Origin of the sequence: Pseudomonas guineae (assembly GCF_900113745.1) — a bacterium.
Lineage (GTDB): Bacteria > Pseudomonadota > Gammaproteobacteria > Pseudomonadales > Pseudomonadaceae > Aquipseudomonas > Aquipseudomonas guineae.
This window is the reverse complement of the sequence record NZ_FOQL01000006.1, coordinates 60,065-85,762: the sequence shown is the minus strand read 5'-3', so window position 1 is coordinate 85,762 and position 25,698 is coordinate 60,065. Positions and strand designations below refer to the sequence as shown.

Below are 25,698 nucleotides of genomic sequence, written 5' to 3'. Positions count from 1 at the left end.
CTTGCTAGATTTTGATTGCTTGTACAGGCTGTACAAGAAATAGCTTGCCGCTTACAGATTTAGGCTGTACAAAAGCTATACATTGTTAGTTTGTGTATAGCTTGTATCCACTTGTACCGCTTGAGGACTCAGCAACATGACCCAATACCGCGCACCCCTTCGAGATATGCGTTTCGTTTTTGACGAGGTGCTCGACGCTTATGCCACCTTGCAGTCGCTGCCTAGTCAGCGCGAGTTCGGAAACGACCTCGGTGGCGCCATTTTAGAAGAAGCCGCCAAGCTGGCGGAGAACGTACTGGCACCGCTCAACGGGCCAGGCGACAAACAGGGTTGCCATTACGACCCGGAAACTAAGTCGGTGAAAGCTCCCGACGGTTTCCGTCAGGCGTACAAGCAGTTTGCCGAAGGTGGCTGGACCGCTTTGGCCTGTACCCCCGAGTTTGGCGGCCAAGGCTTGCCAAGCGTATTGAACATGATGGTTGAGGAGATGGTCTGCTCGGCCAATCTGTCACTCGGCATGTATCCGGGGCTGACTCACGGCGCCATTAATGCACTGACCGCCCACGGCGCTCGCGAGCTACAAGAACGTTATCTGCCGAAACTGATCAGTGGCGAATGGACGGGCACCATGTGCCTGACCGAGCCGCAGTGCGGCACCGATCTCAGCCTGATTCGTACTCGCGCAGTACCTCAGGCCGATGGTAGCTACGCCATCACAGGGACCAAGATCTGGATTACCGGCGGCGAGCACGATCTGGTCGATAACATTCTGCACTTGGTATTGGCCAAGCTGCCGGATGCGCCGGATAGCGTCAAAGGGATTTCGTTGTTCCTGGTACCCAAGTTCCTTGAAGACGGCAGCCGTAACCCGGCGTTCTGTGGCGGTCTCGAACACAAGATGGGCATCAAAGGGTCTGCGACCTGCGTGATGAACTTTGAAGGTGCGCAAGGCTGGCTGATTGGCGAAGCCAACAAGGGCCTTAAGTGCATGTTTACCATGATGAACTCTGCGCGCCTGATGGTGGGCATGCAGGGGCTTGGTATTGCTGAAAGCGCTTATCAGGTGAGCCTGGGCTTTGCCAAAGAGCGCTTGCAAAGTCGTTCGCTATCTGGCCCTAAGGCAGCTGACAAGCCTGCTGATCCGATCATCGTGCACCCCGACGTACGCCGTAATCTGCTGCGCCAGAAGGTGATGATCGAAGGTTGCCGCGCGCTGGCTTACTTCACCGGCCTGCATGAGGACGTAGCCCACGACCACGAAGACGCTGCTGTACGCGAGCAAGCTGATGATCTGGTGCAGCTGCTGACTCCGGTGGTCAAGGCTTTCCTCACGGATGAAGGCTTCAACTGTGCCAATGCCGGCCTGCAAGTGCTGGGGGGCTCGGGTTATACCGAAGACTGGGGCATCGAGCAGTTAGTACGTGACGCACGTATCACTCTTATTTATGAAGGCACTAACGGCATTCAAGCGCTGGATTTGGTTGGCCGTAAGCTGGGCTTGGGTGGCGGCCGTGCCGTACGCAATTACTTTGCCTTGGTCGAAGGGTGGCTTAAGGGCAATGCCGATAGCGAGCATGCGCTTGCATTAGGTAATGCACTCAAGCAACTGCAGCAAGCCACTTTGTGGGTTGCCAGCGAAGGCATGAAAGACCCTGAGCAAGCGGGTGCGGCGGCTACGCCCTACTTACGCCTGTTTGCGCTGACCAGTCTCGCCTGGATGTGGGCGCGCATGGCGGCAGTAGCCAAGGCCAAGCTGGCTGAAGGCAGCACGGAAACATTGTTCTATGGTGCCAAGTTGAAGTCAGCTGGCTTCTTTATGGCACGCATCCTGACGGAAACCGACAGCCTGCTGGCTGAGGTTAAGGCCGGCAAAGCCACGCTGATGGTGTTTAGCGAAGAGGAATTTGCTGCCTAAAACGACTGCGCAATCCGATAGCCAGCGTGTATCGCCCTTTCGGCTATCGGTTTTTTTATCCCTGCTGCAGGATTTCCTGCACTTTAGACCCGCGCTTATTGCGGGTCTTTTTTTGCCTGCTAGCTACTGCATGCTGAGCGGTCGGTTGCTCAGTCGGAACCCGCGCTTAGCCGTTGTTCTTGCTGAAGGTGTTGCTGGTAAATGAACTCCCGCAGTTGCTCGTCACCTTGCGAGTCCAGCGCATGCAGGTGGTAGGCCAGTAGACCGTCATCGGTTGTGCGGACGAACGTCCCGGTAACGGCAATTGAGGTATGTTCGTCCACCGGTAATACCAACTGGAAGCGTTTAGGCGCTTTGCGCTGTGCGCGATGTTCAATGAGCGCGCCATTCATCGACAGCTGATGAATCCACAAGTCACTGGGTTGCGCGCTGCGGGTATACAGCAACAAGGGTTCGGGCAGGGGCGAGCGCCAGGCGCGGTTGATTTCACCTTCATCGAAAATATGCGGAGCGCTGAGTTGTAGTTGAGGGGCGCGTCTGCCGTTCTGGCTGAGGTGCAGGTCAAAGGTCAGGCGTTGATTGGCGATGTGTGCATGCAGACTCAATGGTTCATTGCTGTCGCAGTGCGCGAGCAACTCGCTGAGCTGTTGGCCAATATCCGCCTGCACGTGCGGTTGCCGACGTTGCTCAGAAGTCGCGGGCTGATTCAGCTGGCGGATAAACGCCAGTTCAGCTTGGGTCAGCAGTGCCTGTTCTTGCATGGTCGCAGCCTATATCAAGCTTCAGTAGCTGTTGTGACCGCGCCAGGTCGGGTTAGTTACTGCCGGTCGTCGCCTGTAGTTTGGCTAGCTCGGCCTTGAGTATGGCCAGCTCGGCTTCCAGCTCCTTGACCCGCTCCTGCGCCTCAACCTGCTCGGTAACGTTTTTCTGGATACCGATGTAGTAAGTCAGCTGGTCTGCATCGTTGACCACAGGCGTGATCGACAGCTCGTTCCAGAACACGCTGCCGTCTTTGCGGTAATTGCGGATGATCTGCCGGCTCGGACGGTGCGCCTTAACCGCTTCACGGATGGCGTCCAGACCGACCTGGTCGCGGTCGCCGGCCTGTAGGAAGCGGCAATCCTGGTAGAGGATGTCGTCACTGGCGTAGCCGGTGAGCTTTTCAAAAGCGGGGTTGGCATAGATCAGGATGTTGTCGTCACCTTCCTGTTCGGCAACCACGATGCCGTCGTTGGAGGCGTTGACCACCAGTTGTAGGAGTTTGGCGTTGATCATGAGGCGATTTCCCAGTCTATGTCCGCTGCATTCTAAAACATCCGGGCGGGCTGTCTACTTGCGGCATAATGCCGAGCTTATCGTCTTGGTTCTGTATGTTTCGGAGTTTTGCATGAAAATCGCCATCTTTTCCGGTTCGGTATACGGCACCGCCGAAGAAGTTGCTCGCCACGCCGAGCGCCTGCTGAATGCCGCAGGCCTTGAAGCCTGGCACAACCCACGAGCCAGTCTGGCCGAGATTCAGGCTTTTGCGCCCGAGGCTTTTCTCGCGGTGACCTCAACCACTGGTATGGGCGAGTTGCCGGATAATCTACAGCCGCTGTACTACGCCATCCGCGATCATTTGCCAGCCTGGAATGGCCTGCCGGGTGCGGTGATTGCCCTCGGTGATTCCAGCTATGGCGATACCTTCTGTGGCGGTGGTGAATTGGTGAGCGAGTTGTTTGCCGAGCTGGGCATTGTTGAAGTGCTGCCAATGCTGCGTCTGGACAGCAGCGAAAGTGTGACGCCAGAAACCGACGCCGAGCCTTGGCTGGCGGACTTTATCGCGAAGCTGCAAGCTTAATGCACCCGCGCGCGCAAGAGCTGATCGCTGCGCTGCAGCTGCAGGCTCACCCCGAAGGCGGCTACTACCGGCGGTTGTTCGAGTCGTCTCAGCAATCCGCTGATGGTCGTTTGTGCAGCAGTGCGATTGTTTTTCTGCTGCCAGCAGGCGTGGTTAGTCGTTGGCATCGGGTGGATGCCGATGAGCTCTGGCATTTTTATGAGGGCGCGCCGCTTGAGCTGCTGATTGCCGAGCAGCCTGATGCCATTCGCCGTGAACGCCTGGGCCCGGTGAACGCTGAGCAATTGCCGCAACGCGCGGTGCGTGCTCACGCCTGGCAAACTGCGCGCAGCCTAGGCGACTTCACCTTGGTCGGCTGTACGGTGGCGCCTGGCTTTGACTTCGCCGGTTTTCGCTTGCTTAGCGACGACGAGCACGCGCAACACGACTGGCCGCTGCTGCGTCAGCTGCATCCCGAATGCGTTTGAAACCCACAGCTGACCTCTAAGGTCAGCATGCTGGCCGCTAGAGCGACTTATTTTTCTCGCTGCGCTCGCTAGACTGCTTGGCACGTCTAACAAGAACTGCCGAGGAATCTGCCATGACCGTCGCCCATGCCCTGCCTGTTGTAAGCCTCAAAGATCAAGTCTCTGCCGCCGAGTGGCAGACCCGCGTCGATCTGGCCGCGTGTTACCGGTTGATTGCCCTGCATGGCTGGGATGACCTGATCTTCACTCATATTTCGGCGAAGATTCCCGGCAGCGAAGAGTTCCTGATTAACCCCTTCGGCCTGATGTTCCATGAAATCAGCGCCTCCAGCCTGGTGAAGATTGATCTCGCCGGCAACAAGCTGATGGACAGCCCCTTTAGCATCAACCCAGCCGGTTACACCATCCACAGCGCGGTGCATGAAGTGCGCCACGATGTCGCCTGTGTGGTGCATATCCACACGGCTGCAGGGATTGCCGTTTCGGCGCAAAAGCAGGGCTTACTGCCGTTGTCGCAGCAATCCCTGTTTGTATTGTCCAGTCTGGCCTATCACGGCTATGAAGGCGTAGCGCTGAATCATGACGAGAAGGCGCGGCTGCAGGCCGACTTGGGCGATAAGAATTTTATGATCCTGCCCAACCACGGGCTGCTCACGGCCTCTAATAGCATTGCCGATACCTTCCTGATGATGTTCACCCTGCAGCGCGCCTGCGAGATTCAAGTCATGGCGCAAAGTGGGGGCGCTGAGCTGATCCATATCCCGCAGCAAATTCTCGACGGTGCCAAGGCCATGGTCGCAGGCGTGATGAAAAGTGCGCAGGGCATGGGTGGTTCACTGGCCTGGCCGGCGCTGCTGCGTAAGCTCGATCAGCAGATGCCGGGTTACGACGCGTGAGTACCTTACCCGGTATTACCTTGGCGGCCTGGCGCGCTCAGGGCCTGAGTTTTAGTTTTCAGGGGCATGCCATGCGCTACTGGGTGGCGGGCGATGAACATGCCGAGCCACTGCTGTTGATTCATGGTTTCCCCACCGCCAGTTGGGATTGGCATTACCTGTGGGCACCGCTGGCCGCACGTTATCGGGTGATTGCCTGCGACATGCTCGGCTTTGGCGACTCGGCCAAGCCGCACGGGCATGCCTACAGCCTGCTTGAGCAGGCTGATCTGCAGCAGGCCTTACTCGCGCATTTGCATACCAAGGGGCCTGTGCATGTACTGGCCCATGACTATGGTGACAGCGTGGCTCAGGAATTACTGGCGCGGCATCACGAGCGGCGCTTCAAGCTGGCCAGCTGCGTGTTTCTTAATGGCGGCTTGTTCCCTGAAACCCATCGCCCAGTGCTGGTGCAGAAGCTGCTGCTCAGCCCCATCGGCCCACTGATTGGCAGGTTGTTCAGTCGCAAAAAACTGGCGGCCAGTTTTGCCAAGGTATTCGGCCCACAGACCCAGCCGAGTTCGGGTGAGTTGGATGGTTTCTGGAGCCTGGTCGCCGAAAACAATGGCCCTGGCGTGATGCATCGGCTGATTCGCTATATGCCTGAGCGCCGTGTGCAGCGTGAGCGCTGGGTCGCGGCGATGCAAAAAGGCGGGGTGCCGCTACGGGTGATTGATGGCGCCGCCGACCCGATTTCCGGTGCGCATATGGTCGCGCGCTACCGGGAATTGATTGCCGATGCCGACACCGTGCTGCTCGCCGGCATTGGCCATTACCCCCAGGTCGAAGCCGCTGAGCAGGTTCTGCAGCACTATCTGGCGTTTCGTCAGGCCTTGACGCCGGCGTGATCAACGGCGGCTGGTTACTCGCGCCTGATTATCCCGCTGCTTTATCGCGCACCATTCAGCGCTACTCGTGTCTATTGTGACCAAGGCGCGCCTGCTAGACACTCGGGGCATTGTTAATCTGCTGAGGAATGCTGCATGAGCGACGCCATCCGTTTTCAAGACCAGGTTGTAATCGTCACCGGTGCAGGTGGTGGCCTAGGTCGCGCCCATGCGCTGTTGTTCGCCAAGCACGGCGCTAAAGTAGTGGTTAACGATCTCGGCGGCAGCACCCACGGCGAAGGGGCTAACGCTTCGGCAGCCGACAAAGTGGTTGAGGAGATCCGCGCTGCTGGCGGGACAGCGGTGGCTAACCATGACTCGGTAACAGACGGCGAGAAAATCGTACAGTGCGCGCTGGACACCTTCGGCCGCATTGATGTGGTGGTGAACAACGCCGGCATCCTGCGCGATAAAACCTTCCATAAGATGGAAGACGCCGACTGGGACCTGGTCTACAAAGTCCACGTTGAAGGTGCATACAAGGTCACCCGTGCGGCCTGGCCGCATATGCGCGAGCAGGGCTACGGTCGCATCATCTTCACTGCGTCCACCTCGGGCATCTACGGTAACTTCGGTCAGTCCAACTACGGCATGGCCAAACTTGGTCTGTACGGTTTGACCCGCACCCTGGCCCTCGAAGGGCGCAAGAACAACATTCTGGTCAACGCCATTGCCCCGACCGGCGGCACGCGCATGACCGAAGGGCTGATTCCGCCACAGGTGTTCGAGCAGCTCAAGCCTGAGTTGGTCAGCCCGCTAGTGGTGTACCTGGCCAGCAATGCCTGCGAAGAAACCTCTGGCCTGTTCGAAGTCGGCGGCGGCTGGATGGGTAAAGTGCGTTGGGAGCGCAGCCTGGGTGCGGGTTTCGACCCGCGTGAAGGCTACAGCCCGGAAGATGTCGCGGCCAACTTTGCGCAGATCTGCGACTTCGAGGGCGCCGCCCACCCGAAGGACAATATCGAAGCGATGAAAGAGATGATGGCCAACTTGCAGAAGTTCGCCCTCTGATTACGCACTGAGCAAGGCTTTAAGGTGAAGGCCGGCTAAATGCCGGCCTTTTGCTTTTTCAGGCCTTGGTTATGCGCGTGAACCCTGAGAAAACGGCTCGATGACCCGTCGCGCCTCGCTGCGTTAGGTGAGTACACATGCATCCTGCGGCTTAAACCTGAGGCTTTAGCCCTTACCCGGAATCCCGTATTTGCGCAAACGCATGGCGATGGCGCTGTGCGAGGTGTGCAGGCGCGCGGCCAGTTGCCGGGTCGACGGATGGCTGGGGTAGAGCTTTACCAGCAAGGCCTTCTCGAACTCAGCCACGGCCGCTTCCAGGCTGTTCACGTCGCCGTGGTTTTGTTGTGCGGCAACGGCAGTGCTGGCGATGTCCAAGTCATCGATCTGCACCAGATTACTCTCGCAAATAGCCGCTGCGCGGAAAATCACGTTCTGCAACTGGCGCACATTGCCCGGCCAGCGGTTACTCAGCAATGCCGGGTAGGTATCTGGTGTGAGCCGGCAGGGTAGGCGTTGGATCTGCGCGCACGCCTGCTGCATAAAATGCCGTGCTAGCAGCAGAATGTCTTGGCCGCGTTCGCGCAGCGGTGGCACTTCTAGGTTCAGTACATTCAAGCGATAGAACAAGTCTTCGCGGAAGGCGCCTTCGTTGACCATTTTTTCCAGGTCGCGATGGGTGGCGCTGAGAATTCGCACATTAACCTTCACCTCATGCTCGCCGCCGACCCGGCGGAAGGTGCCGTCGCTCAAAAAACGCAGCAGCTTGGCCTGCAGGTAAGGCGACATCTCGCCGATCTCATCGAGAAACACCGTGCCCTGGTTAGCCAGCTCCAACAGCCCCGGTTTGCCGCCACGCTGGGCGCCGGTGAAGGCCCCTGGGGCATAGCCGAATAGTTCACTTTCGGCGAGGTTCTCTGGCAATGCCGCGCAGTTAAGCGCGAGAAACGGTGCTGTACGCCGCGTACTGATGGCATGACAGCCACGCGCCACCAGTTCTTTACCGGTGCCGGTTTCGCCTTGTATCAGCAATGGTGCATCCAGGGTGGCGACACGTTGGGCGCGAGTTTTTAGGTTGCGAATCGGTGCGGAGTCGCCGAGCAGCGAGTCAAAACCCTCGGCGTGGTCATGGTGCAGGGCCGCCAGACGTTCGCCGATACGGCTTGGTGCATACAAGCTGAGCAGGCCGCCGGCCAGGCGCCGCGCACCGCCGTCCACGCTTTCGCTAATCGGTTGCGCATCCAGCAGCAGGGCTTGGCCCTTTAGGGTGATCTCACGCATGGGCAGGCGAAAGCCCTGCTCTAACATCTCGGTCTGCAGCTGCGGGTCTGCAAACAACTCGCCGATCCCCAGCCCTTCTGGCGGCTGGCCGCAGAGTTCGAGCAGCGCCGGGTTGGCCAGCAGCACGCGACCCTGGCTGTCGACCGCAAGTACTGGATCGGTCATGGCGGCGAGCAGGGCGTCGAGCTGCAGGTGGCGGCGCTGGCCGGGAAGGATGTCGACAATGGTCACGGCTTTTACGCCATGCACCTTGAACAACGCTTCACGCAGTTCGTCGAGCACCTCGGGGCGCAAGGTCGGCGCGTCGATGTAGACGTTGGGCGGCACCATTTCCACCGCATCCAGGTTGAGATTGCGCCCGCCGAGCAGGGCCAGCACTTCCTGGGTGATGCCAACGCGGTCGATAAAGGTAACGTGAATACGCATGGAAATGGGCGGCCAGACTGGGTGACAGGTGCGCCAGTATGCCCGGTCTGTTTGGCTTAGTTAACAGCGCTTAGCCGCAGGTCAGGCGGGTGATGGTTTCGCTTTCATCGATATGAATATTCAACCGCTGCAGGTTGTAGTCCAGGGTGGCGGCGTCGCCGGGGGCGAGTACGCGGACAAAGGTGGCGTTGGCTTTGAGCTGCAGTTGCTCAATCTGTTTGGCGCTGGCCTGTTGGCCAAGCGTGCCTTGCAGCTTCTCGACAGTGCAGTCGCCGCTGATTTCTGCCACGGAGTGCGCCGGCTGCGGCGAGCTGCAGCCGGCCAGCAGGGCAAGCAGGCTAAGGCTGGCGAGGTGGTGACGAAGAGCCATGGTGCATTCCTTGTTTGAGTAAAACTTCCGCCAGCCTAGCAGCCGCATCGGCTGCAGCTCAACGCTGCTGAGTGAGTTATCCGCGCCGGATCACGCAGATTAAGCCATCAGCAACTGCGCAAGCCTGGGCAACTTCCTTACAATTAGCCTTTTCCCCAGAGAAGGTGGTCCTGTGCAAGCGGTGATCTCGATTCAACAACTGAGCAAGACCTACGCCAGCGGGCATCCGGCGCTGCAGGACATCAATCTGGATATTCGCCCCGGCGAGATCTTTGCCCTGCTCGGGCCCAACGGCGCGGGCAAGACCACCCTGATCAGTATCATCTGCGGCATCGTTAACCCGGGCAGCGGGCGGGTACTGGTGGGTGGCCAAGACATCATCAAAGACTACCGCGCCGCTCGTGCGCAGATCGGCCTGGTGCCGCAGGAGTTGGTCAGCGATGTGTTTGAAACTGTCTGGGCCACAGTGAAATTCAGTCGCGGCCTGTTCGGCAAAAAGCCTAACCCCGCCTACCTGGAGCAGCTACTCAAGGACCTGTCGCTGTGGGACAAGCGCGACGCGAAGATTTTCGAGCTGTCGGGCGGCATGAAGCGCCGGGTGATGATTGCCAAGGCGTTGTCGCATGAGCCGCAGATTTTGTTTCTTGATGAGCCCACTGCCGGCGTCGATGTCGAGCTGCGCCGCGATATGTGGAACATGGTGCGCGGCCTGCGTGAGCGTGGGGTGACCATCATCCTCACCACTCACTACATCGAAGAAGCCGAAGAAATGGCCGACCGCATCGGCGTCATCAGCAAAGGCCAGATCATTCTGGTGGAAGATAAACAGGCGTTGATGCACAAGCTCGGCAAGAAGCAGCTGACCCTGCACCTGCAGCAGCCGTTGGCGAGCATCCCCGCCGAACTGGCGCGCTACGCGCTGGAACTGACTGATGACGGCCACGCTCTGGTCTTCACCTTTGATGCACAGAGTGAGCACACCGGCATTGCCGAATTGCTCAAAGACCTGGCTCAGCACGGCATCGATTTCAAAGACCTGCAGTCCAGCCAGAGTTCGCTGGAAGATATTTTCGTCAACCTCGTACAGGAGTCGCGTCGATGAATTTCTATGCAATCCGCGCCATTTACTTGTTCGAACTGGCGCGCACCTGGCGCACTCTGCTGCAAAGTATTGCCACCCCGGTGATCAGTACGTCGCTGTATTTCGTGGTGTTCGGCTCGGCCATCGGTTCGAGCATGACCCAGGTGCAAGGCGTCAGCTACGGCGCGTTTATCGTGCCGGGGTTGATCATGCTAGCGCTGCTCACCGAGAGCATTTCCAACGCCTCGTTCGGCATCTACATGCCCAAGTACTCGGGGAGTATTTACGAGCTGCTGTCGGCACCGGTGTCTTACTTGGAAATCCTCACGGGTTATGTCGGCGCTGCGGCCACCAAGTCGATCATTCTCGGCTTGGTGATCTTGTTTACCGCCCGGCTGTTTGTCGACTTCGAGATTCTCCACCCGTTCTGGATGCTGGCGTTTCTGGTGCTAACGGCGCTGACCTTCAGCCTGTTTGGTTTCATCATCGGCGTCTGGGCTGATGGCTGGGAGAAGCTGCAGATCGTGCCGGCGTTGATCGTCACGCCGCTAACCTTCCTCGGCGGGGCGTTCTACTCGATCAGCATGCTGCCGCCGGCCTGGCAGACCGTGACCCTATTCAACCCGGTGGTGTACCTGATCAGTGCGTTTCGCTGGAGCTTCTACGGTGTGTCCGATGTCAACGTGGGTTTGAGCCTGGTGATGATTCTCGGCTTTCTGCTGCTGTGTATCTTGGCGGTGGGCGTAATTTTCAAAACCGGTTATCGGCTCAAGAGCTAGATCCTTAGGCAGCTAACCCAGGAATGTTGCAAATCGAGCAGCGGACAAACTTTGTTTGATTTGCAGCGCCATGACTGAAAAGCACAGGACACAAGGCTTACAGCCAATTGAGGGGCGGTTGCTGCGCAAATTTGTGGTTAAGACCAACGACTTAGGGCTTGCCTAAAGGGGGGCTCAATGGCGTAGGCTGGAGTTGTTGCCTTGGTAGGCAACGCATTCGCGAACAGTTGAAGAAGGAAAGCTTTATGCAAATCCAAGTTCACAGCGATAAACACATCGAAGGCAGTGCCCGTTTGGTTGAATGGGTAAGTGCCAGCGTTGCCAGCAAGCTGGAACGCTTCGATGACGAGTTGACGCGTATTGTTGTCCACCTGCATGACGACAACGGTGCCAAAGCCGGTGCGCATGACAAGCGCTGCCAGATCGAAGCACGGCCAAAGGGCCTGCAACCACTCTCTGTTACCCACAAGTCTGAGTCACTGGAACAGTCCATCGATGGTGCCATCGAGAAGCTGCATCACGCCCTTGAGCACCAGTTCGGCAAGTTACGCAGCAAGCGCGCCACCCCGCTGCAAGCCGATGAAGCCGTTGATATCCCAGGTCAGGATGCGTTGTTACGTGAAGACTTCCTCGCCGAGGAGCAATTGCGCGCCTTGCCATAGTAAGCACCACAGCCGGCCGCACAGCTGGCTGCCTTAAACCCTTATCCACGCGCCCCCGCAGTTTTCTGCGGGGGCGCTGTCGTTTCAGGGGGGGGTATTGGCAACCGCCACTGCCTATATCGTCAGCCCAGACGGCTCGCATGGTTTGCTGTCATACGTCTGCATGCGATGCTGGTTTCAGCGTAAGAGGTGCGCCAAGATCATCACGCCACTGTCACACGTCACCGTCATCTATACGCCGTATCGTCATCGTCAGGTCGAGGGAATTTATGAATCGCAGGTTATTGAGTCGGGCGTGTGCCGCCCTGTTGCTCGGGGTGTCGCTGGTCACTGGCGCGCAGGCCGCGGAAGAGGCGCAGTTGTTCGAATTGATCAACAGCTATCGCGGTGAAGTGCAACGCTGTGGCGCTCAGGCCTCTGCCGAGTTGCCACCCCTGACGGCCGACACGCGCTTGGTGCAGTCCATCGGCCGTGCCAGGGATTTACAGCAGGCCATGAGCGCGGCGGGCTACCCGATGGTTAATGTGCAGGCCATCAGCCTGTCCGGTCCGCGGGATGCAGCAGCGGCGCTAGAGGTACTGCAGGAGAGTTTCTGCAAAATCGTCCTGGACCCGCAGTTTGTCGATATCGGTATTTATCAACAGGGCCGCGACTGGCGCATCCTGCTGGCTAGACCGTTAATGACCGCGCGGTTAGGTGACTGGCAAGCAGAAGGGCAGAAGCTGCTCAGCCAACTCAACGTCGCGCGTAGTACAGCGCGCCAGTGTGGCAGCCAATTTTTTTCCGCCACTACGCCACTGACGTGGAATACCACGCTGGGCAGCACCGCCGAAGCCCATAGCCGCGCCATGGCCAACGTTAACTTCTTCGACCATCAGGACCCGGACGGCCGTACACCGGGCGATCGCGCGGAACTGGCCGGCTACAGCGGCCAACGCATCGGCGAGAACATTGCCGCCGGGCTAGACACTGCAAGTAAGGTGGTCGACGGCTGGCTGGCCAGCCCTGGTCACTGCGCCAACCTAATGAACCCGCAGTTCAGCGAGCTGGGCGCGGCCTACGCCAACGACCCGCGAAGCGATGCCGGGATTTACTGGACGGCCATGTTTGGCGCGCCGTAACCCGCCGCGGGTAAGCGTTGTGCTGTAAGTGTGGCGCTAGCCTTCGTCTTCGCGGCTCGCGGGTAAACCCAGGTAATACTGGTTGTTGCCATTGCTCTTGGCTCGGTACATCGCCTGGTCGGCAATATGGATCAGGCTGTCGATGCTGGGGCCGTGGTCTGGGTACATGGCCACACCCAGACTAGCGCCGATCGTATGCTGGGTATGACCCAACAGCATTGGCTGAGCCAGGCGCTGGAGAATTTTTTCGCTGATCTGCTGGGCTTCTTTTTCCAGGCTGTTGCTGCGACTCAGCCCTTCAATAATCACCACAAACTCATCGCCGCCCAGGCGCGCGACAAAATCCGATTCACGCAGTGCCTTTAACAGACGTTGCGCGATGCCCACTAGTAGCTGGTCGCCCACAGCATGGCCATGCTCGTCATTGATTTGTTTGAAGCCGTTGAGGTCGATAAATACCAACGCCATGCGCGTGTTATCGCTGTGCGCGCGGCTCAGCGAGCGTGCCATATGTTCTTCAAGTTGCAGGCGGTTAGGTAACCCGGTCAGCGGGTCGTGATGGGCGAGTTTCTCCAGTTGGCTGACCGAGGCTTTCTCGGCGCTGATGTCGCGTACCACGCCCATCATCTTGATCGCTTGGCCGTTGGCATCCTTGACCACATTGCCGGTTTCACGCAGCCAATGGATGCTGCCATCGGGCCAGACCACGCGATATTCCTCGTCATGGTTGTGGCCGCTTTCAATGCATTGCAGCTCGCCGGCGCGTACCTGCTCACGGTCATCCGGGTGAACACAGCTGCAGAATAAGCTGTAGCTCGGGGTGACCTCGCCTTGCTTGAAACCGAACATGGCGTAAATGGCTTCTGACCAATAGAGCGTATCGGTATCAATCGACCAGTCCCAGGTCCCGATGCAGGCGAAATACTGACTGCGCTTGAAGCGTTCGACATCTTCAGCAGGGGCCTCTGGCAACGGCGTGGCGAGTGTCAGCACAAGTGCATCACCCCGCCCGGCGCGGCGGATGCGGTGGATGTCGACTGCCTGCGGGATGCCGCTGCTGGGTAATGACAGGCGTTGGTGCGCCGGCAGGGTGTCGTGCGCCGCCAGTTGCGGTAACCATTGCTGCAGCGCCGTACCCTGCAGCGACGTATTGGCACTCAGTAGGTTGGCTGCAGCCGCGTTGTGCAGGTGGATAAGGCCTTTATCGTCGAGCAGCAACAAACCATTCGCGCTGGCGTCCAGCAGCGCGCGGTGATTGTGCAGCTGTTGTTTGAGCCGGCGTTGGCGTTGTAACAGCAGCAACGTCGATGTGGCCATCAGCAGTAAGGCGAGGCCGGTGACGAGCAGTGGCGTGTGAGCAAGCACGTATAATTTACATCGTTGAAAGCGGCTGGTGCGGTGCAGTATGCACGTTGAATGGGCTGCTATGTGGCTCTATGCCAGCGCATTTTGAACCCTAGCGCACTGATTAGCGCGCCTTTGTGATGCGGGATTGTGCATTTCAATAGGGTGGTATTCACGTTGCGCGCTGGCTTGAACGCGACTGCGCGCGCGTCCATGCTGGGTCTTAACCCAATGCTAGAGGCTCATTCATGGACGTCCTTCGCACCCCAGACAATCGCTTCGCCAACCTTCCAGGCTACGTATTCGAGGCCCATTACCTCACGGTCGATGACAGCGAAGGCGGTCAGTTGCGCGTGCATTACCTGGATGAAGGCCCTGCCGATGCGCCGCCGGTGTTACTCCTGCATGGCGAGCCGTCGTGGAGTTACCTGTACCGCAAGATGATCCCTATTCTGGTCGCCGCCGGTCACCGGGTCATTGCCCCTGATCTGGTTGGCTTTGGCCGCTCCGACAAGCCGAGCAAGCGCAGCGACTACACCTATCAACGCCATGTTGACTGGATGCAGGCCGTGCTTGAGCAGCTCAACTTGCAGCACATCACCCTGGTTTGTCAGGATTGGGGTGGTTTGATTGGCCTGCGCCTGGTCGCGGAAAACCCGCAGCGCTTTGCCCGCGTAGTGGCCGCCAACACCATGTTGCCCACCGGCGATCACAACCCCGGTGATGCTTTCAAAAGCTGGCAGGATTACTCACAGAAGGTCCCCGAGTTCCCGGCAGGCGCCATCATCAACCGTGCGACCACTACCGAACTGCCGCAAGCGGTGATCGATGCTTACGACGCGCCGTACCCGGATGAATCTTACAAGGAAGGCGCCCGGCAATTCCCCCTGCTGGTGCCAATCACCCCGACTGATCCTGCCTCGGATAAAAACCGCGCTGCCTGGGCAGTGTTGATGAAGTGGGATAAGCCATTTCTCACCGCCTTCAGTGACGCTGACCCGATCACCGCTGGGGGCGACAAAGTGATGCAGAAGTTGATCCCCGGTACCCAAGGCCAGGCTCACACCACCATTGTCAATGGCGGCCACTTCTTGCAAGAAGACCAAGGCGAAGCGCTGGCTGAGGTAGTGGTGAGCTTTATCGCGGCGAATCCATAAGCCGCAGATCGCCAGCGCCGCCTGGGCTTTGGTGTACGGCGTATCTAATGCTGCGCCGTTTCAACCCGGCTTGAGGCTAGTGATCGGCCGGCCAGAGCAGTGGCAGCACATGCTCGCGCAGCAGCGGTGCTAGGGTGTCTGGCGGCACGTCGCCGGGGGCGAGCCAGCGCAGTTCTTCCAGTTCGGCGGCGGCGCTAACGTCATGCGCTAGGCGGGCCTGGAAGACGCTGGCGTCGATCCAGGTATCGGCCTCGTTGGCTGCTGCGGCGCGGAACTGACCGAGTGGCTGCAGCGCGTGGGCTGCCAGGCTGAGATTGAGTTCTTCTTGCAGCTCGCGGGTTAGGGCGGTGATCGCATCCTCGCCGGGCTCGGCTTTACCGCCGGGCAGCATAAAGGCCTGGGTGTTGCGTTTGCGTACCAGCAGCAGGCGGTCCGTCTCGTCGAACAGGCAGGCGGCGGCAATAATCAGCGTGGTCATGGTGTTCGCTTTAGTTATGGCTGGTGTTTCAGTGCACAGAGCCTGAGGCGCGGCGTTCGTGTACCAGCGCCAGTGCGCGCTGGGTCATCTGGTCGAGCAGGCGGTCGCGCTGTTTTTCCGCGTCGCTCATGGCTTTTTTACCGTGCTGCTTGAGCAGGTAAGTGTGGATCTGCTGGACTTCCTTGGATTGGAAGATGGGCCCCAGGTCCTGCATGGCAAACAGCCCATCCGAGCTGTGATCACGGGTATTCATCAGCACCTGTGGCCCCTGCGCCGCCAGTACGCGAAAACCCATGGCCTCGAAGGTCGCTACTTGGCTGGCCACACAGGCCAATTCGGCATGCGGGTGGCGCGTGACCATGTGCTGCACCATGGCCCGAGCAATCCCGTGTCTACGCTGGCTGGCCTGCACGGCCATATAGGCCAGGGTGCAAGCCTCGGGGTCATCCTGGGCTGGCAGGTAAAGGGCAAAGCCCAGCACCTGCGACGGGTCGAGATCATCCAGCGCCAGAACCAACTGCGCGCGGCTGTCTAAATCAGTGTTCATGGCCTGTAAATACAGATGCATTTCGTAGCCAATTACGTACTGGTACAGCTGATACAGCGGATTGCTGGGCGTCAGCGATACCGGGCTGATGTCGCTGAGGTAGTCCACCACCATTTGCAGAACCTGGCTTTTCAGCGACTCGGGTGGCGGGGTATTCAGGTGGACAAGGGTGAACATCGTCAGTCTGGCTCCAGGGCATGCGCGATTGGGGACATCAGCGCTGGCAGCATTGTAACGCCCTCGGGTTTGATCGTTCCTACGCGGTGCGTGGGAACGATCTGGCTAACGCTATTGCTTGTTGCGCAGGTCGCTGACCTTGCCGTCAATCAAACTGATGCGGTAAAGCTCGCGGATGACGTTACCGGCGAACTCTAATTGCACGATGGACACATCGTTGAGGGTCGTCTCAATGCCCACAGGTTGCGCCTGATTCAGCTTGGCAACCAATGTGTCGAGCCCAGCGTTCAGCTCGGCGGTGAGCGGGGTCATGCTGTACACCAAGGTGTTATGCGGGTTATGCGCCAGCAGCGGTTGGCCGTCTTTGATGACGTTAACCCCGCTAACGCCCACCTGCTTAACCAGTGCTTTACCGGCGTCGCTCATCTTCGCGTAAACCGGGCCCGTCACCCTCGGCAGTGGGCCATCGCGCAGCGGTGCCAGAGCGGCGGTGGCGGCGGTGTTGTAGCTCATCATCTGTTCAAAGCCTTGGCCTTGTTTGACCACGCCCAAATCAAGCCACCAGGGCCGGCCGGCATCTTTGGCGGCTTCGGTTTTCGAGAAGGTTTTCAGCGTGATCATCAGCGGCGCCGGTGGCTTCGGCAGGGCAGCGAGCATTTTTTCCGGGGTGGTGGGGTCGGCGCTGTGAATATGCACAACCGTGATGTGAGGGATATTGATCGTGTCTAACTCGCGGCTGAGCTTCAGCTCGCGCAATGTTTGCTCTACCCGCGGCGTGACCTTGTTGCTGAGGGTTGCATTAGCCGCTTCCGGCAAACGGTAAACCAGGCCGTAGGTGGCAACATGCGGCCTGAAATCAGCAGACTCCAGTGAGCTGTTGTCGATTTCAGCTGCAGACAGGCTGCTGATACTCAATGCACTGAGCAACATTGAAGCAAGCAGCGTGCGGGGCAGGGTGAGGTTAGGCATGAGGGCTCCATTCATTGGTTAATCCAGAATGCTCAGTGTCGAGTTCGGGTATGACAGGCTGGTGACAGCCGCAGGCTTCAGTTGACCCTCTGCGCGGGTTGCCGCTGGTTGGCTGTTGCCATGCGCTACACCGTCCGCGGGCGGGGCGTTAGCCGCTTTGTGGCTTAAGCTCGCTGACGCACAGACGGCAACCCGTAATGAGTACACAATGATGCTGCGCCTTCTATGCAGTCGGGCAACTCGCCAGCGCATTGCATAAGTCGTCGCACTGGAGTCAATCACATGAGCATTTCAAAACTGCTGTTCACCGGCATTCTGCTTTCCACCCTGGGCCTGAGTGGTTGCTCGAATATGTCTCACCAAGACAAGACCACCGCAGGCGGCGCCGTGGTCGGCGGTGTGGCCGGTAATTTGCTGTGCGGCGGCGTGCTGTGCACCGGCGTTGGCGCTGCTGTTGGCGGGGTGATTGGTCACGAAGTGGGTAAAGACAAAGATAAGAAGTAATGGGCTGAATGGCGTGAGGTCATGCAGACATTAGCGCTCACGCCGCAAGCGTTGCGGGCTAAAGCCCTTGCCACCTTGAGCGAGGCTGAGCAGCGGACTCTCTGTGGGAGGGGCTTTAGCCACGAGGCAATAGGGCTGGCTGGTGGGCGAGTGAGTGTTGGGATGGTGGTTGTCCGCCGCATCGGTGATGCCTGGTGAGCGGGTTGCGCCCCTCGGGCACCTTACTTTTCTTTGCTCGTGCAAAGAAAAGTAAGCAAAAGAAAAACGGCCCGACATTCGGGTTTCGCTAGGCTCACCCTTCGGACCAGCCTGCGGCTGTTACTCCGCTGCGCTCCGTTTCCTCGCTCCATAATTGCTCCGAGGGCCCGGCCGGATGCGGCCCACCGATGAAGGGCCCTCCCTTGCCCATCACGGCTCTCGCGGCATCCATGCCGCTCAACCCTCTACGCAACGACTCCGCTCGGCCTGCTGAACGAGTAGGGTGGATGACGCTTTATCCATCCACCGTTGCGGTGGTTGACGCGTTACAGGCTCACTCCCCCAAACCGCTCGCGGCCGGCTCCGGCGCAATGCACCAGTCTTCTGAATACACCCCCTGTGCCACGGCGCGGTGAAAGCTTGAATAGGGCCAGTCCGCCAGCCGTTCGACATGCCCGTGCTTGAGGGGGTTGTAATGGATGTAGTCGAAGTGGCGTTGGTAATCCCGTTCATCACGGATCAGGTGTTCCCAGTAGCGCCGTTGCCAGATGCCACGCTCGCGCCTGCGTTGTTGATTGAGGGTGCGTGCTTCGGTGAGTGGCACACGTTTGGCGAAGGCGAATTTGATGACCTTCCAGCGCAGCGCAAAGTCGGCATCGCTGGGTGGCAGCGTCCACATGCAGTGCATGTGTTCGGGCAGTACCACCCAGGCATCGATATGGAAGGGATGCCGCAACCGTGTTGCGCGTACCGTTTCGCGCAATAGCTCGATTTCACGGACCAGCAGATCGCTGCTGCGGTCACGCAGGTTGACAGTAAAGAAGTAAGTGGCACCGGCAACACGGGCGCGGCGGTAGTTGGGCATGGCGGCTCATCCTTGAGCGGTTGGGTCGTTGAACCATGGTGGACAAGCTTCGCGTTGTCCACCCTACGCCGGAATATCGGTGGTCTGTAGGGTGGATGACGCTCTTTTCATCCACCGTTGCGGTGGTTGTCCGGGCTACTCGCTTGCTCTTTGGTTACTCTCTGCGCGAGTAAAGAGATACGGAGCGAAGCGTAGTAACAGCCGCAGGCTGGCCCGAAGGGTGAGCGCAGCGAATCAAGTAACTCGCCGTAAGGGCGAAACCAGTAGAAGCAAGCGACGGAGGAAATAAATCTTTCCCCTTTTACTAAAGATCGTCAGCTTTTATTTCTCTGTCTTGTGGATTTACTAATAAGAACTCTGGGTCGTTTTTTCCGTTGCGCGGGAATAGATGGATTTTTTGGTTGTCAATGCTTATGTATGCAAGTAAGTCTGAGTCTACGTTAGGAGTTAAATTAAGGAGTGATTTGGGGCGCGCTGTTAAAGTCTTCTTTGTGTATTTCAGTGTGGCTGTTTTGTTGTGTGTAGTGCCAGTTAGAGTGTGTTCAAAATTTTTGTTCTCACCAAACGCTAGCTCGTTACTAGTCCACGTGCTTGTTATTTTTTGGTTGTGTATTGTGAATTGGATTATTTGGCCTTCTTGGGTTTCCCAAGCATCTAGCCATGGGTCCGTGACTTTAATTTTGGTAAAGTATGCTTCTCCATATAATCTTATTTTTCGTTGCAGGTTTCTAGAGTGTTTAAGTGTGTTTTTCCACTTTTGTTCATTTTCTGCTCTGCTATTTTTCAAGGAGAACAGAGTATTTCCAACGTTTTTGTGCGGGTCTTCTGTCTTTATTGCGTGTTCTAGTATTTTTTCTGCGTCATTAAGAAAGCCGTTTTGTATATAAAGGGTGGCGAGATTAGCCATTGCGAGTGAAGAGTTCTGCGCAGCTGAGCGCTCGTATAGTTCTACTTGTTTTTCTGGGATTTTTAGTTCTGCTGCGCATACGCCTAGGTTGTTTAGAGCTAGTGCGTGTTTTGGATCTAGATTTATTAGTGTTGAGTAGTTTTCGATGGCAAGAAAATTTAGGTTTGAGTTGCTTTGTGCGTAGGCTGCATTGAATATTTTATCCCTATTTCCATTGGAAAATTCTGCCGATTTTTCTAGAGCAATTGAGCTGGAGTACTCGTCATCTATAAATTTAAAACATCTACCAAGTTCTTCATAAATATTTGAGCGTTCGTCATTACTGACTTCCTTTGTCAGTTGCTGTTCAAGCAAGTTTATTGCATCGTTATGTTTGTCTAGGTTGTTTAATGTTCTAGCTAGCTCTATGGTGTGCAGGAGTTTTAGCGATTCACTAGTAAGTCTATTTGTTGAGTCTTGTAATAGTTGTTTTGATTTTTCGAAATCTTTAATTTCGTTATATGCAAAATTTAGCCAGGTAGTTGCCGAGGAAAGTTGTTCTTCGTTAGTGCTGAGTTCGTGCAATTTCTCAAGTTTTGTTAGCGCTGCTTGCTCATCGCCTGATATGAAGGAGAAGTAGAGGAATGCTAGTTCGTTTTCATATCTTTCTTCTTTTTTATCTTCATTTTTTTGTGTCTCGTCGAAGATTTTATTGGCTAGAATGAAATCTTTTTCCTCTAGAGCTTCAATTGCTCTGGATAGCCAGCCTCGTTGCTCATCGATCTCATTTTGTGCGGGATCTATTTCGGTTGGTGGTTCTTTCGAGCCTTGAGGTGTGGGTGTGACTTCCGCTATTAAAATCGGTGGCGCTGCTTCCATACCTCCGGCTGCGCTGCCGTACGAGAAGTTTATTTTTGTGAGGCGATCGACTAGGTTTGCGATGCTTCTTCTTGTTATGCATATAAATGCTAGAAGTATTATTGGCCAAATATTTTTGTCCAAAAAATCCAGGCCATATTTAAATATTTCCATTGGTGTTGTCATGTTGGCCTCTAATAAAAAAAGCCCCGCACTAGGCGAGGCTTTTGATCTTGCTAATCGCCACCCCAAACATCCATTTCAGGTAAAGCGCTCTTAACTCTTCAGTGAGTAACTGGAATCAATCCCAGCTCAACGCCCCACCGGTCTGATACTCAATAACCCGCGTCTCGAAGAAGTTCTTCTCTTTCTTCAAGTCCATGATTTCGCTCATCCATGGGAATGGGTTGGTGGTACCTGGGTACTCTTCCTTCAAACCGATCTGGGTTAGGCGACGGTTGGCGATGAACTTGAGGTAGTCCTCCATCATTGCCGCGTTCATGCCCAGTACGCCGCGCGGCATGGTGTCGCGTGCGTATTCGATTTCCAGTTGAGTGCCCTGCAGGATCATCTGGGTGGCTTCGTCTTTGAGCTGGGCATCCCACAGGTGTGGGTTTTCGATCTTGATCTGGTTGATCACGTCGATGCCGAAGTTCAAGTGCATGGACTCGTCACGCAGGATGTACTGGAACTGCTCAGCCACGCCGGTCATCTTGTTGCGGCGACCCATGGAGAGGATCTGGGTGAAGCCGCAGTAGAAGAAGATGCCTTCCAGTACGCAGTAGTAGGCGATCAGGTTGCGCAGCAGTTCTTTGTCGGTCTCAACCGTGCCGGTGTTGAAGGTCGGATCGGAGATCGAGCGGGTGTACTTGAGGCCCCAGCTGGCTTTCTTCGCGACCGATGGGATCTCGTGGTACATGTTGAAGATCGCGCCTTCATCCATGCCCAGCGATTCGATGCAGTACTGGTAGGCGTGGGTGTGGATCGCCTCTTCGAAGGTTTGGCGCAGGATGTACTGGCGGCACTCCGGGTTGGTGATCAGGCGGTACACGGCCAGGGCGAGGTTGTTGGCAACCAGGCTGTCGGCAGTGGAGAAGAAGCCGAGGTTGCGCATAACGATGCGGCGCTCGTCGTCGGTCAGGCCGTCTGGGGTTTTCCACAACGCGATGTCCGCGTTCATGTTCACTTCTTGCGGCATCCAGTGGTTGGCGCAACCATCCAGGTACTTCTGCCAGGCCCAGTCGTACTTGAAGGGTACGAGCTGGTTGAGGTCGGCGCGGCAGTTGATCATGCGTTTTTCGTCAACGGCAACGCGCGCGGCAGTGCCTTCCAGCTCGGCCAGGCCTTCGGCGATGTCGAGTTGGTCAAGCGAGGCTTTGGCGCGGGCGACAGCAGCGCTGTCGTCGCTGGCTACGGCGCGGGCTTCAACAGCGGCAGCACCGCCGACTTGGTCAAGCTTGTCGAAGCCCATGTCTGCCTGTTGGGCAGAGGCGTTGTTGGCTACAACGGCGTCGGCGCCGTCTTCCTTGTCAAATTCATCCCAGCTCAGCATGGCTTGGCTCCTGCTTACGGGCCGGTGAAATAACCGGCCTGTGTGGATATACAAATTAAGTGTGTTCCGTTGCGTACAGCGCGCAAGGGTAAAGCGGGTGCCGCTGGTCGGGGTGGCTCTAATGACTGGCCGTTGCCCCGAGGCCCACGCCGGTGAGGGCGGGGGCTAGTAATGAGTGGGGAGGGCAGTGTTGCTTAGCCCTCTCCCGAGGTATTGCTTTTGATCTTGCTCGACGTCCGAGCGTGTAGCTGAGCGAGTAGTCGCAAGGCACCTGCTGGAGTGGAACCCCTGAGCGTACGCATGTACGTGATGGGGGCCGCTCCGGCAGGTAACGCGGCGAATGCCGCTCAGCTCCGCGCGTTGCCGAACACCTTACTGGCAGGCTTCGCAGTCTGGTTCATCGATGGCGCAGGCCTTTGGCACTGGCGCTGGACCGGCGCTCATTTCCACTTCCGGGGCCTGGGCCGGTGCTGCGCTTAGGCCATCATTGCCGCCATTGGACACCGCATTCAGTTTGCTGGTGCTGATGGTGGACTTCTCGGTGCTGGTCGCGGCCAGGGCACGGAGGTAGTAGGTGGTTTTCAGGCCACGGTACCAAGCCATGCGGTAGGTTACGTCGAGCTTCTTGCCCGAGGCGCCGGCGATGTACAGGTTCAGCGACTGCGCCTGGTCGATCCACTTCTGGCGACGGCTGGCGGCATCAACGATCCACTTGGTGTCGACTTCAAACGCGGTGGCGTAGAGGTCTTTCAGCTCTTGCGGGATGCGCTCGATCTGCTGCACGGAACCGTCGTAGTACTTGAGGTCGTTGATCATGACCGAGTCCCACAGGCCGCGGGCTTTAAGGTCGCGAACCAAGTAGGGGTTGATCACGGTGAATTCGCCGGAGAGGTTCGATTTCACATAGAGGTTCTGGTAGGTCGGTTCGATCGACTGCGACACGCCGGTGATGTTGGCGATGGTGGCGGTCGGGGCGATGGCCATGATGTTGGAGTTACGAATACCTTTCTGCACACGGGCACGTACTGGCGCCCAGTCCAGGGACTCGTTGAGGTCAACATCGATGTACTTCTGGCCGCGCTGCTCGATGAGGATCTGCTGCGAGTCGAGCGGCAGAATGCCTTTGCTCCACAGCGAACCCTGGAAGGTCTCGTAGCTGCCGCGCTCGTCGGCCAGGTCACAGGAAGCCTGGATGGCGTAGTAGCTAACCGCTTCCATCGACTTGTCGGCGAACTCAACAGCCGCGTCGGAACCGTACGGGATGTGCTGCAGGTACAGCGCATCCTGGAAGCCCATGATGCCCAGACCCACCGGGCGGTGCTTGAAGTTGGAGTTACGCGCCTGCGGCACGCTGTAGTAGTTGATGTCGATTACGTTATCGAGCATGCGTACAGCGGTGTTGACGGTTTTTTCCAGCTTGGCGGTATCGAGCTTGCCGTCTTTAATGTGGTTCGGCAGGTTGATCGAGCCGAGGTTGCACACGGCGATCTCATCCTTGTTGGTGTTCAAGGTGATCTCGGTGCACAGGTTCGAGCTGTGGACCACGCCCACATGCTGCTGCGGGCTGCGCAGGTTGCACGGGTCTTTGAAGGTCAGCCATGGGTGGCCGGTTTCGAACAGCATGGAGAGCATCTTGCGCCACAGATCTTTGGCCTGGATGGTCTTGAACAGCTTGATCTTGCCGCCGTACTGGGTGAGGGCTTCGTAGTACTCGTAGCGCTCTTCGAAGGCTTTACCGGTGAGGTCGTGCAGGTCGGGCACTTCGGACGGCGAAAACAGGGTCCACTGGCCGTCGTCGAACACGCGCTTCATGAACAGGTCCGGGATCCAGTTGGCGGTGTTCATGTCGTGGGTGCGGCGACGGTCGTCACCGGTGTTCTTGCGCAGCTCGATGAACTCTTCGATGTCCATGTGCCAGGTTTCCAGGTAGGCGCAGACAGCGCCTTTGCGCTTGCCACCCTGGTTAACGGCTACTGCGGTGTCGTTGACCACTTTGAGGAACGGTACAACGCCCTGAGACTTGCCGTTGGTGCCCTTGATGTAAGCGCCCAGCGAACGTACTGGGGTCCAATCGTTACCCAGACCGCCGGCAAACTTGGAGAGCATGGCGTTGTCGTGGATGGCGTGATAAATGCCCGACAGGTCGTCCGGTACGGTAGTCAGGTAGCACGAGCTCAGCTGCGGGCGCAGGGTGCCGGCGTTGAACAGAGTCGGTGTCGAGCTCATGTAGTCGAACGACGACAGCAGGTTGTAGAACTCTATGGCGCGGTCTTCTTTCTGCTCTTCTTCGATGGCCAGGCCCATGGCCACGCGCATGAAGAACACCTGTGGCAGCTCGATGCGTACGCCATCCTTGTGGATGAAGTAGCGGTCGTAGAGGGTCTGCAGGCCCAGGTAGGTGAACTGCTGATCGCGCTCGTGGTTGATCGCCTTGCCGAGTTTTTCCAGGTCAAAGGTGGCCAGCACGGGGTTGAGCAATTCCAGCTCAATGCCTTTGGCGATGTAGGCCGGCAGCGCTTGGGCGTAGAAGTCGACCATTTCATGGTGGGTGGCGCTGACCGCGACACCGAGGTAGTTCAGCGCTTCGGCGCGGATGTTGTCCATCAGCAGGCGGGCGGTGACGTAGCTGTAGTTCGGCTCACGCTCAACCAGGGTGCGCGCGGTCATCACCAGCGCGGTGCTGACGTCGCTCTGGGCGACGCCGTCGTAGAGGTTCTTCAGGGTTTCTTTCTGGATCAGTGCGCCATCGACTTCGGCCAGGCCTTCGCAGGCCTCGCGGATGATGGTGTCCAGGCGGCCCATGTCCAACGGTGCAACGCTGCCGTCGAGGTGGGTAACGCGGATGCTTGGGTGCGGCTGAGCAGGGGTGTCGATGCTTTCGCGCTTACGCTCTTGGCTGCGCAGTTCGCGGTAAATCACGTAGTCACGCGCGACTTTCTGCTCGCCGGAGCGCATCAGGGCCAGCTCGACCTGGTCCTGAATTTCTTCGATGTGGATGGTGCCACCGGAGGGCATGCGGCGCTTGAAGGTGGCGCTAACCTGTTCGGTCAGGCGCTCAACGGTTTCATGAATACGCGACGAGGCAGCAGCAGTGCCGCCTTCAACAGCGAGAAAGGCCTTGGTGATGGCGACGGTGATTTTGTCATCGGTGTAAGGCACTACGGTGCCGTTACGCTTGATCACGCGCAGTTGACCCGGCGCGGTTGCGCTCAGGCTCTGGCTGTCATCGGTGGCCTGCGGCGCGTTAGCCTGCGAGTTCTCGCGGGAGGTGTCGGTGTGCATGAAAGTCTCCATGTTCTGTATTTATAGGTCAGACGCTTTGTCGTCGATCACTGCGGCTACTGCTATTCATTCCATTTCAACAATGCCATGGGCACAGCCAGGGGCTGAGCAC

24 protein-coding genes are annotated in these 25,698 nt (G+C 57.7%); 12 read left to right on the top strand and 12 right to left on the bottom strand.

Going from position 1 to position 25,698, the window contains the following annotated elements; translation table 11 throughout:
- The first annotated feature begins 136 nt into the window (after window positions 1–136).
- Window positions 137–1,915: an acyl-CoA dehydrogenase C-terminal domain-containing protein gene (locus BMZ32_RS17825; RefSeq protein ID WP_090244502.1), complete on the top strand. Its 1,779-nt coding sequence runs from the start codon at window positions 137–139 to the stop codon at window positions 1,913–1,915.
- Between the two features lie 149 nt (window positions 1,916–2,064).
- Here the strand turns inward: BMZ32_RS17825 and BMZ32_RS17820 are convergent, their stop codons facing one another.
- Both BMZ32_RS17820 and BMZ32_RS17815 read right to left on the bottom strand, forming a co-directional pair.
- Window positions 2,065–2,676, bottom strand: coding sequence for a hypothetical protein (locus tag BMZ32_RS17820; RefSeq protein WP_090244500.1), 612 nt, complete (start codon window positions 2,674–2,676; stop codon window positions 2,065–2,067).
- 52 nt (window positions 2,677–2,728) lie between these two features.
- Window positions 2,729–3,190, bottom strand: a complete 462-nt coding sequence (locus BMZ32_RS17815) for a PAS domain-containing protein (protein WP_090244498.1) — start codon at window positions 3,188–3,190, stop codon at window positions 2,729–2,731.
- Between the two features lie 112 nt (window positions 3,191–3,302).
- Between BMZ32_RS17815 and BMZ32_RS17810 the strand changes: the two genes are divergently transcribed.
- The 5 genes from BMZ32_RS17810 to BMZ32_RS17790 all read left to right on the top strand — a co-directional run bounded on the left by BMZ32_RS17810 (window position 3,303) and on the right by BMZ32_RS17790 (window position 7,052).
- Window positions 3,303–3,755 (top strand): flavodoxin, encoded by a 453-nt coding sequence (locus tag BMZ32_RS17810; protein WP_090244496.1) that lies wholly within the window; start codon window positions 3,303–3,305, stop codon window positions 3,753–3,755.
- A complete protein-coding gene (locus tag BMZ32_RS17805; protein ID WP_090244494.1) occupies window positions 3,755–4,222 on the top strand; it encodes a cupin domain-containing protein in 468 nt (155 codons plus the stop codon). The genes BMZ32_RS17810 and BMZ32_RS17805 overlap by 1 nt, the downstream gene beginning before the upstream one ends.
- A gap of 113 nt (window positions 4,223–4,335) precedes the next feature.
- Window positions 4,336–5,118 carry a class II aldolase/adducin family protein gene (locus BMZ32_RS17800; protein WP_090244492.1) on the top strand — a complete coding sequence of 261 codons (783 nt, stop codon included), beginning with the start codon at window positions 4,336–4,338 and terminating at the stop codon, window positions 5,116–5,118.
- Window positions 5,115–6,005, top strand: a complete 891-nt coding sequence (locus BMZ32_RS17795; protein ID WP_090244490.1) for an alpha/beta fold hydrolase — start codon at window positions 5,115–5,117, stop codon at window positions 6,003–6,005. Before BMZ32_RS17800 ends, BMZ32_RS17795 begins: the two co-directional genes overlap by 4 nt.
- Before the next feature lie 135 nt (window positions 6,006–6,140).
- The gene (locus BMZ32_RS17790) at window positions 6,141–7,052 is read left to right on the top strand and encodes an SDR family oxidoreductase (protein WP_090244488.1); all 912 of its coding nucleotides are present in this window, start codon (window positions 6,141–6,143) and stop codon (window positions 7,050–7,052) included.
- A 165-nt stretch (window positions 7,053–7,217) separates the two neighbouring features.
- Here BMZ32_RS17790 and BMZ32_RS17785 read toward each other — a convergent pair whose 3' ends face one another.
- Both BMZ32_RS17785 and BMZ32_RS17780 read right to left on the bottom strand, forming a co-directional pair.
- Window positions 7,218–8,756: a sigma-54-dependent transcriptional regulator gene (locus BMZ32_RS17785; RefSeq protein WP_090244486.1), complete on the bottom strand. Its 1,539-nt coding sequence runs from the start codon at window positions 8,754–8,756 to the stop codon at window positions 7,218–7,220.
- A gap of 70 nt (window positions 8,757–8,826) precedes the next feature.
- Complete coding sequence (locus tag BMZ32_RS17780; protein WP_167376778.1) at window positions 8,827–9,126, bottom strand: I78 family peptidase inhibitor; 300 nt, start codon at window positions 9,124–9,126, stop codon at window positions 8,827–8,829.
- A gap of 172 nt (window positions 9,127–9,298) precedes the next feature.
- Here BMZ32_RS17780 and BMZ32_RS17775 point away from each other — a divergent pair, with 172 nt between their 5' ends.
- The 4 genes from BMZ32_RS17775 to BMZ32_RS17760 all read left to right on the top strand — a co-directional run bounded on the left by BMZ32_RS17775 (window position 9,299) and on the right by BMZ32_RS17760 (window position 12,769).
- Entirely contained in the window at window positions 9,299–10,228 is a 930-nt protein-coding gene (locus BMZ32_RS17775) for an ABC transporter ATP-binding protein (RefSeq protein WP_090244482.1), read from the top strand.
- Window positions 10,225–10,986, top strand: coding sequence for an ABC transporter permease (locus BMZ32_RS17770; RefSeq protein ID WP_090244480.1), 762 nt, complete (start codon window positions 10,225–10,227; stop codon window positions 10,984–10,986). The genes BMZ32_RS17775 and BMZ32_RS17770 overlap by 4 nt, the downstream gene beginning before the upstream one ends.
- A gap of 245 nt (window positions 10,987–11,231) precedes the next feature.
- Window positions 11,232–11,648 carry an HPF/RaiA family ribosome-associated protein gene (locus BMZ32_RS17765; RefSeq protein ID WP_090244478.1) on the top strand — a complete coding sequence of 139 codons (417 nt, stop codon included), beginning with the start codon at window positions 11,232–11,234 and terminating at the stop codon, window positions 11,646–11,648.
- Window positions 11,649–11,917: 269 nt separating this feature from the next.
- On the top strand, window positions 11,918–12,769 hold the full coding sequence (locus tag BMZ32_RS17760; protein WP_090244475.1) for a CAP domain-containing protein: 852 nt from the start codon (window positions 11,918–11,920) through the stop codon (window positions 12,767–12,769).
- Window positions 12,770–12,805: 36 nt separating this feature from the next.
- On the opposite strand, the gene BMZ32_RS17755 is transcribed toward BMZ32_RS17760, so the two are convergent.
- Window positions 12,806–14,134 (bottom strand): diguanylate cyclase domain-containing protein, encoded by a 1,329-nt coding sequence (locus BMZ32_RS17755; RefSeq protein ID WP_090244473.1) that lies wholly within the window; start codon window positions 14,132–14,134, stop codon window positions 12,806–12,808.
- Window positions 14,135–14,361: 227 nt separating this feature from the next.
- Between BMZ32_RS17755 and BMZ32_RS17750 the strand changes: the two genes are divergently transcribed.
- Window positions 14,362–15,270: a haloalkane dehalogenase gene (locus tag BMZ32_RS17750; RefSeq protein ID WP_090244471.1), complete on the top strand. Its 909-nt coding sequence runs from the start codon at window positions 14,362–14,364 to the stop codon at window positions 15,268–15,270.
- 76 nt (window positions 15,271–15,346) lie between these two features.
- Here BMZ32_RS17750 and BMZ32_RS17745 read toward each other — a convergent pair whose 3' ends face one another.
- From BMZ32_RS17745 to BMZ32_RS17735, 3 genes are all read right to left on the bottom strand, one after another.
- The gene (locus BMZ32_RS17745; RefSeq protein ID WP_090244469.1) at window positions 15,347–15,748 is read right to left on the bottom strand and encodes an NUDIX hydrolase; all 402 of its coding nucleotides are present in this window, start codon (window positions 15,746–15,748) and stop codon (window positions 15,347–15,349) included.
- A 28-nt stretch (window positions 15,749–15,776) separates the two neighbouring features.
- Entirely contained in the window at window positions 15,777–16,472 is a 696-nt protein-coding gene (locus BMZ32_RS17740; protein WP_090244467.1) for a GNAT family N-acetyltransferase, read from the bottom strand.
- A 111-nt stretch (window positions 16,473–16,583) separates the two neighbouring features.
- Complete coding sequence (locus tag BMZ32_RS17735) at window positions 16,584–17,441, bottom strand: hypothetical protein (protein ID WP_090244464.1); 858 nt, start codon at window positions 17,439–17,441, stop codon at window positions 16,584–16,586.
- Window positions 17,442–17,723: 282 nt separating this feature from the next.
- On the opposite strand from BMZ32_RS17735, the gene BMZ32_RS17730 reads away from it, so the two are divergent.
- On the top strand, window positions 17,724–17,945 hold the full coding sequence (locus BMZ32_RS17730) for a glycine zipper 2TM domain-containing protein (RefSeq protein ID WP_090244462.1): 222 nt from the start codon (window positions 17,724–17,726) through the stop codon (window positions 17,943–17,945).
- A gap of 532 nt (window positions 17,946–18,477) precedes the next feature.
- On the opposite strand, the gene BMZ32_RS17725 is transcribed toward BMZ32_RS17730, so the two are convergent.
- From BMZ32_RS17725 to BMZ32_RS17710, 4 genes are all read right to left on the bottom strand, one after another.
- Window positions 18,478–19,008, bottom strand: coding sequence for an REP-associated tyrosine transposase (locus BMZ32_RS17725; protein ID WP_090244460.1), 531 nt, complete (start codon window positions 19,006–19,008; stop codon window positions 18,478–18,480).
- Window positions 19,009–19,312: 304 nt separating this feature from the next.
- The gene (locus BMZ32_RS17720; RefSeq protein WP_139213973.1) at window positions 19,313–20,938 is read right to left on the bottom strand and encodes a tetratricopeptide repeat protein; all 1,626 of its coding nucleotides are present in this window, start codon (window positions 20,936–20,938) and stop codon (window positions 19,313–19,315) included.
- Window positions 20,939–21,053: 115 nt separating this feature from the next.
- The gene (locus BMZ32_RS17715) at window positions 21,054–22,304 is read right to left on the bottom strand and encodes a ribonucleotide-diphosphate reductase subunit beta (RefSeq protein ID WP_090244456.1); all 1,251 of its coding nucleotides are present in this window, start codon (window positions 22,302–22,304) and stop codon (window positions 21,054–21,056) included.
- A gap of 372 nt (window positions 22,305–22,676) precedes the next feature.
- On the bottom strand, window positions 22,677–25,586 hold the full coding sequence (locus BMZ32_RS17710) for a ribonucleoside-diphosphate reductase subunit alpha (protein WP_090244454.1): 2,910 nt from the start codon (window positions 25,584–25,586) through the stop codon (window positions 22,677–22,679).
- Window positions 25,587–25,698: the final 112 nt, after the last annotated feature.

What these genes read in the sequence shown, in the direction of transcription:
- BMZ32_RS17725 (WP_090244460.1), bottom strand. Translation starts at nt 19,008, where the DNA reads ATGCCCAACTACCGCCGCGCCCGTGTTGCCGGTGCCACTTACTTCTTT.
- BMZ32_RS17760 (WP_090244475.1), top strand. Translation starts at nt 11,918, where the DNA reads ATGAATCGCAGGTTATTGAGTCGGGCGTGTGCCGCCCTGTTGCTCGGG.
- BMZ32_RS17740 (WP_090244467.1), bottom strand. Translation starts at nt 16,472, where the DNA reads ATGTTCACCCTTGTCCACCTGAATACCCCGCCACCCGAGTCGCTGAAA.
- BMZ32_RS17720 (WP_139213973.1), bottom strand. Translation starts at nt 20,938, where the DNA reads ATGACAACACCAATGGAAATATTTAAATATGGCCTGGATTTTTTGGAC.
- BMZ32_RS17815 (WP_090244498.1), bottom strand. Translation starts at nt 3,190, where the DNA reads ATGATCAACGCCAAACTCCTACAACTGGTGGTCAACGCCTCCAACGAC.
- BMZ32_RS17750 (WP_090244471.1), top strand. Translation starts at nt 14,362, where the DNA reads ATGGACGTCCTTCGCACCCCAGACAATCGCTTCGCCAACCTTCCAGGC.
- BMZ32_RS17715 (WP_090244456.1), bottom strand. Translation starts at nt 22,304, where the DNA reads ATGCTGAGCTGGGATGAATTTGACAAGGAAGACGGCGCCGACGCCGTT.
- BMZ32_RS17800 (WP_090244492.1), top strand. Translation starts at nt 4,336, where the DNA reads ATGACCGTCGCCCATGCCCTGCCTGTTGTAAGCCTCAAAGATCAAGTC.
- BMZ32_RS17825 (WP_090244502.1), top strand. Translation starts at nt 137, where the DNA reads ATGACCCAATACCGCGCACCCCTTCGAGATATGCGTTTCGTTTTTGAC.
- BMZ32_RS17710 (WP_090244454.1), bottom strand. Translation starts at nt 25,586, where the DNA reads ATGCACACCGACACCTCCCGCGAGAACTCGCAGGCTAACGCGCCGCAG.
- BMZ32_RS17735 (WP_090244464.1), bottom strand. Translation starts at nt 17,441, where the DNA reads ATGCCTAACCTCACCCTGCCCCGCACGCTGCTTGCTTCAATGTTGCTC.
- BMZ32_RS17770 (WP_090244480.1), top strand. Translation starts at nt 10,225, where the DNA reads ATGAATTTCTATGCAATCCGCGCCATTTACTTGTTCGAACTGGCGCGC.
- BMZ32_RS17730 (WP_090244462.1), top strand. Translation starts at nt 17,724, where the DNA reads ATGAGCATTTCAAAACTGCTGTTCACCGGCATTCTGCTTTCCACCCTG.
- BMZ32_RS17765 (WP_090244478.1), top strand. Translation starts at nt 11,232, where the DNA reads ATGCAAATCCAAGTTCACAGCGATAAACACATCGAAGGCAGTGCCCGT.
- BMZ32_RS17785 (WP_090244486.1), bottom strand. Translation starts at nt 8,756, where the DNA reads ATGCGTATTCACGTTACCTTTATCGACCGCGTTGGCATCACCCAGGAA.
- BMZ32_RS17745 (WP_090244469.1), bottom strand. Translation starts at nt 15,748, where the DNA reads ATGACCACGCTGATTATTGCCGCCGCCTGCCTGTTCGACGAGACGGAC.
- BMZ32_RS17780 (WP_167376778.1), bottom strand. Translation starts at nt 9,126, where the DNA reads ATGGCTCTTCGTCACCACCTCGCCAGCCTTAGCCTGCTTGCCCTGCTG.
- BMZ32_RS17810 (WP_090244496.1), top strand. Translation starts at nt 3,303, where the DNA reads ATGAAAATCGCCATCTTTTCCGGTTCGGTATACGGCACCGCCGAAGAA.
- BMZ32_RS17790 (WP_090244488.1), top strand. Translation starts at nt 6,141, where the DNA reads ATGAGCGACGCCATCCGTTTTCAAGACCAGGTTGTAATCGTCACCGGT.
- BMZ32_RS17820 (WP_090244500.1), bottom strand. Translation starts at nt 2,676, where the DNA reads ATGCAAGAACAGGCACTGCTGACCCAAGCTGAACTGGCGTTTATCCGC.
- BMZ32_RS17805 (WP_090244494.1), top strand. Translation starts at nt 3,755, where the DNA reads ATGCACCCGCGCGCGCAAGAGCTGATCGCTGCGCTGCAGCTGCAGGCT.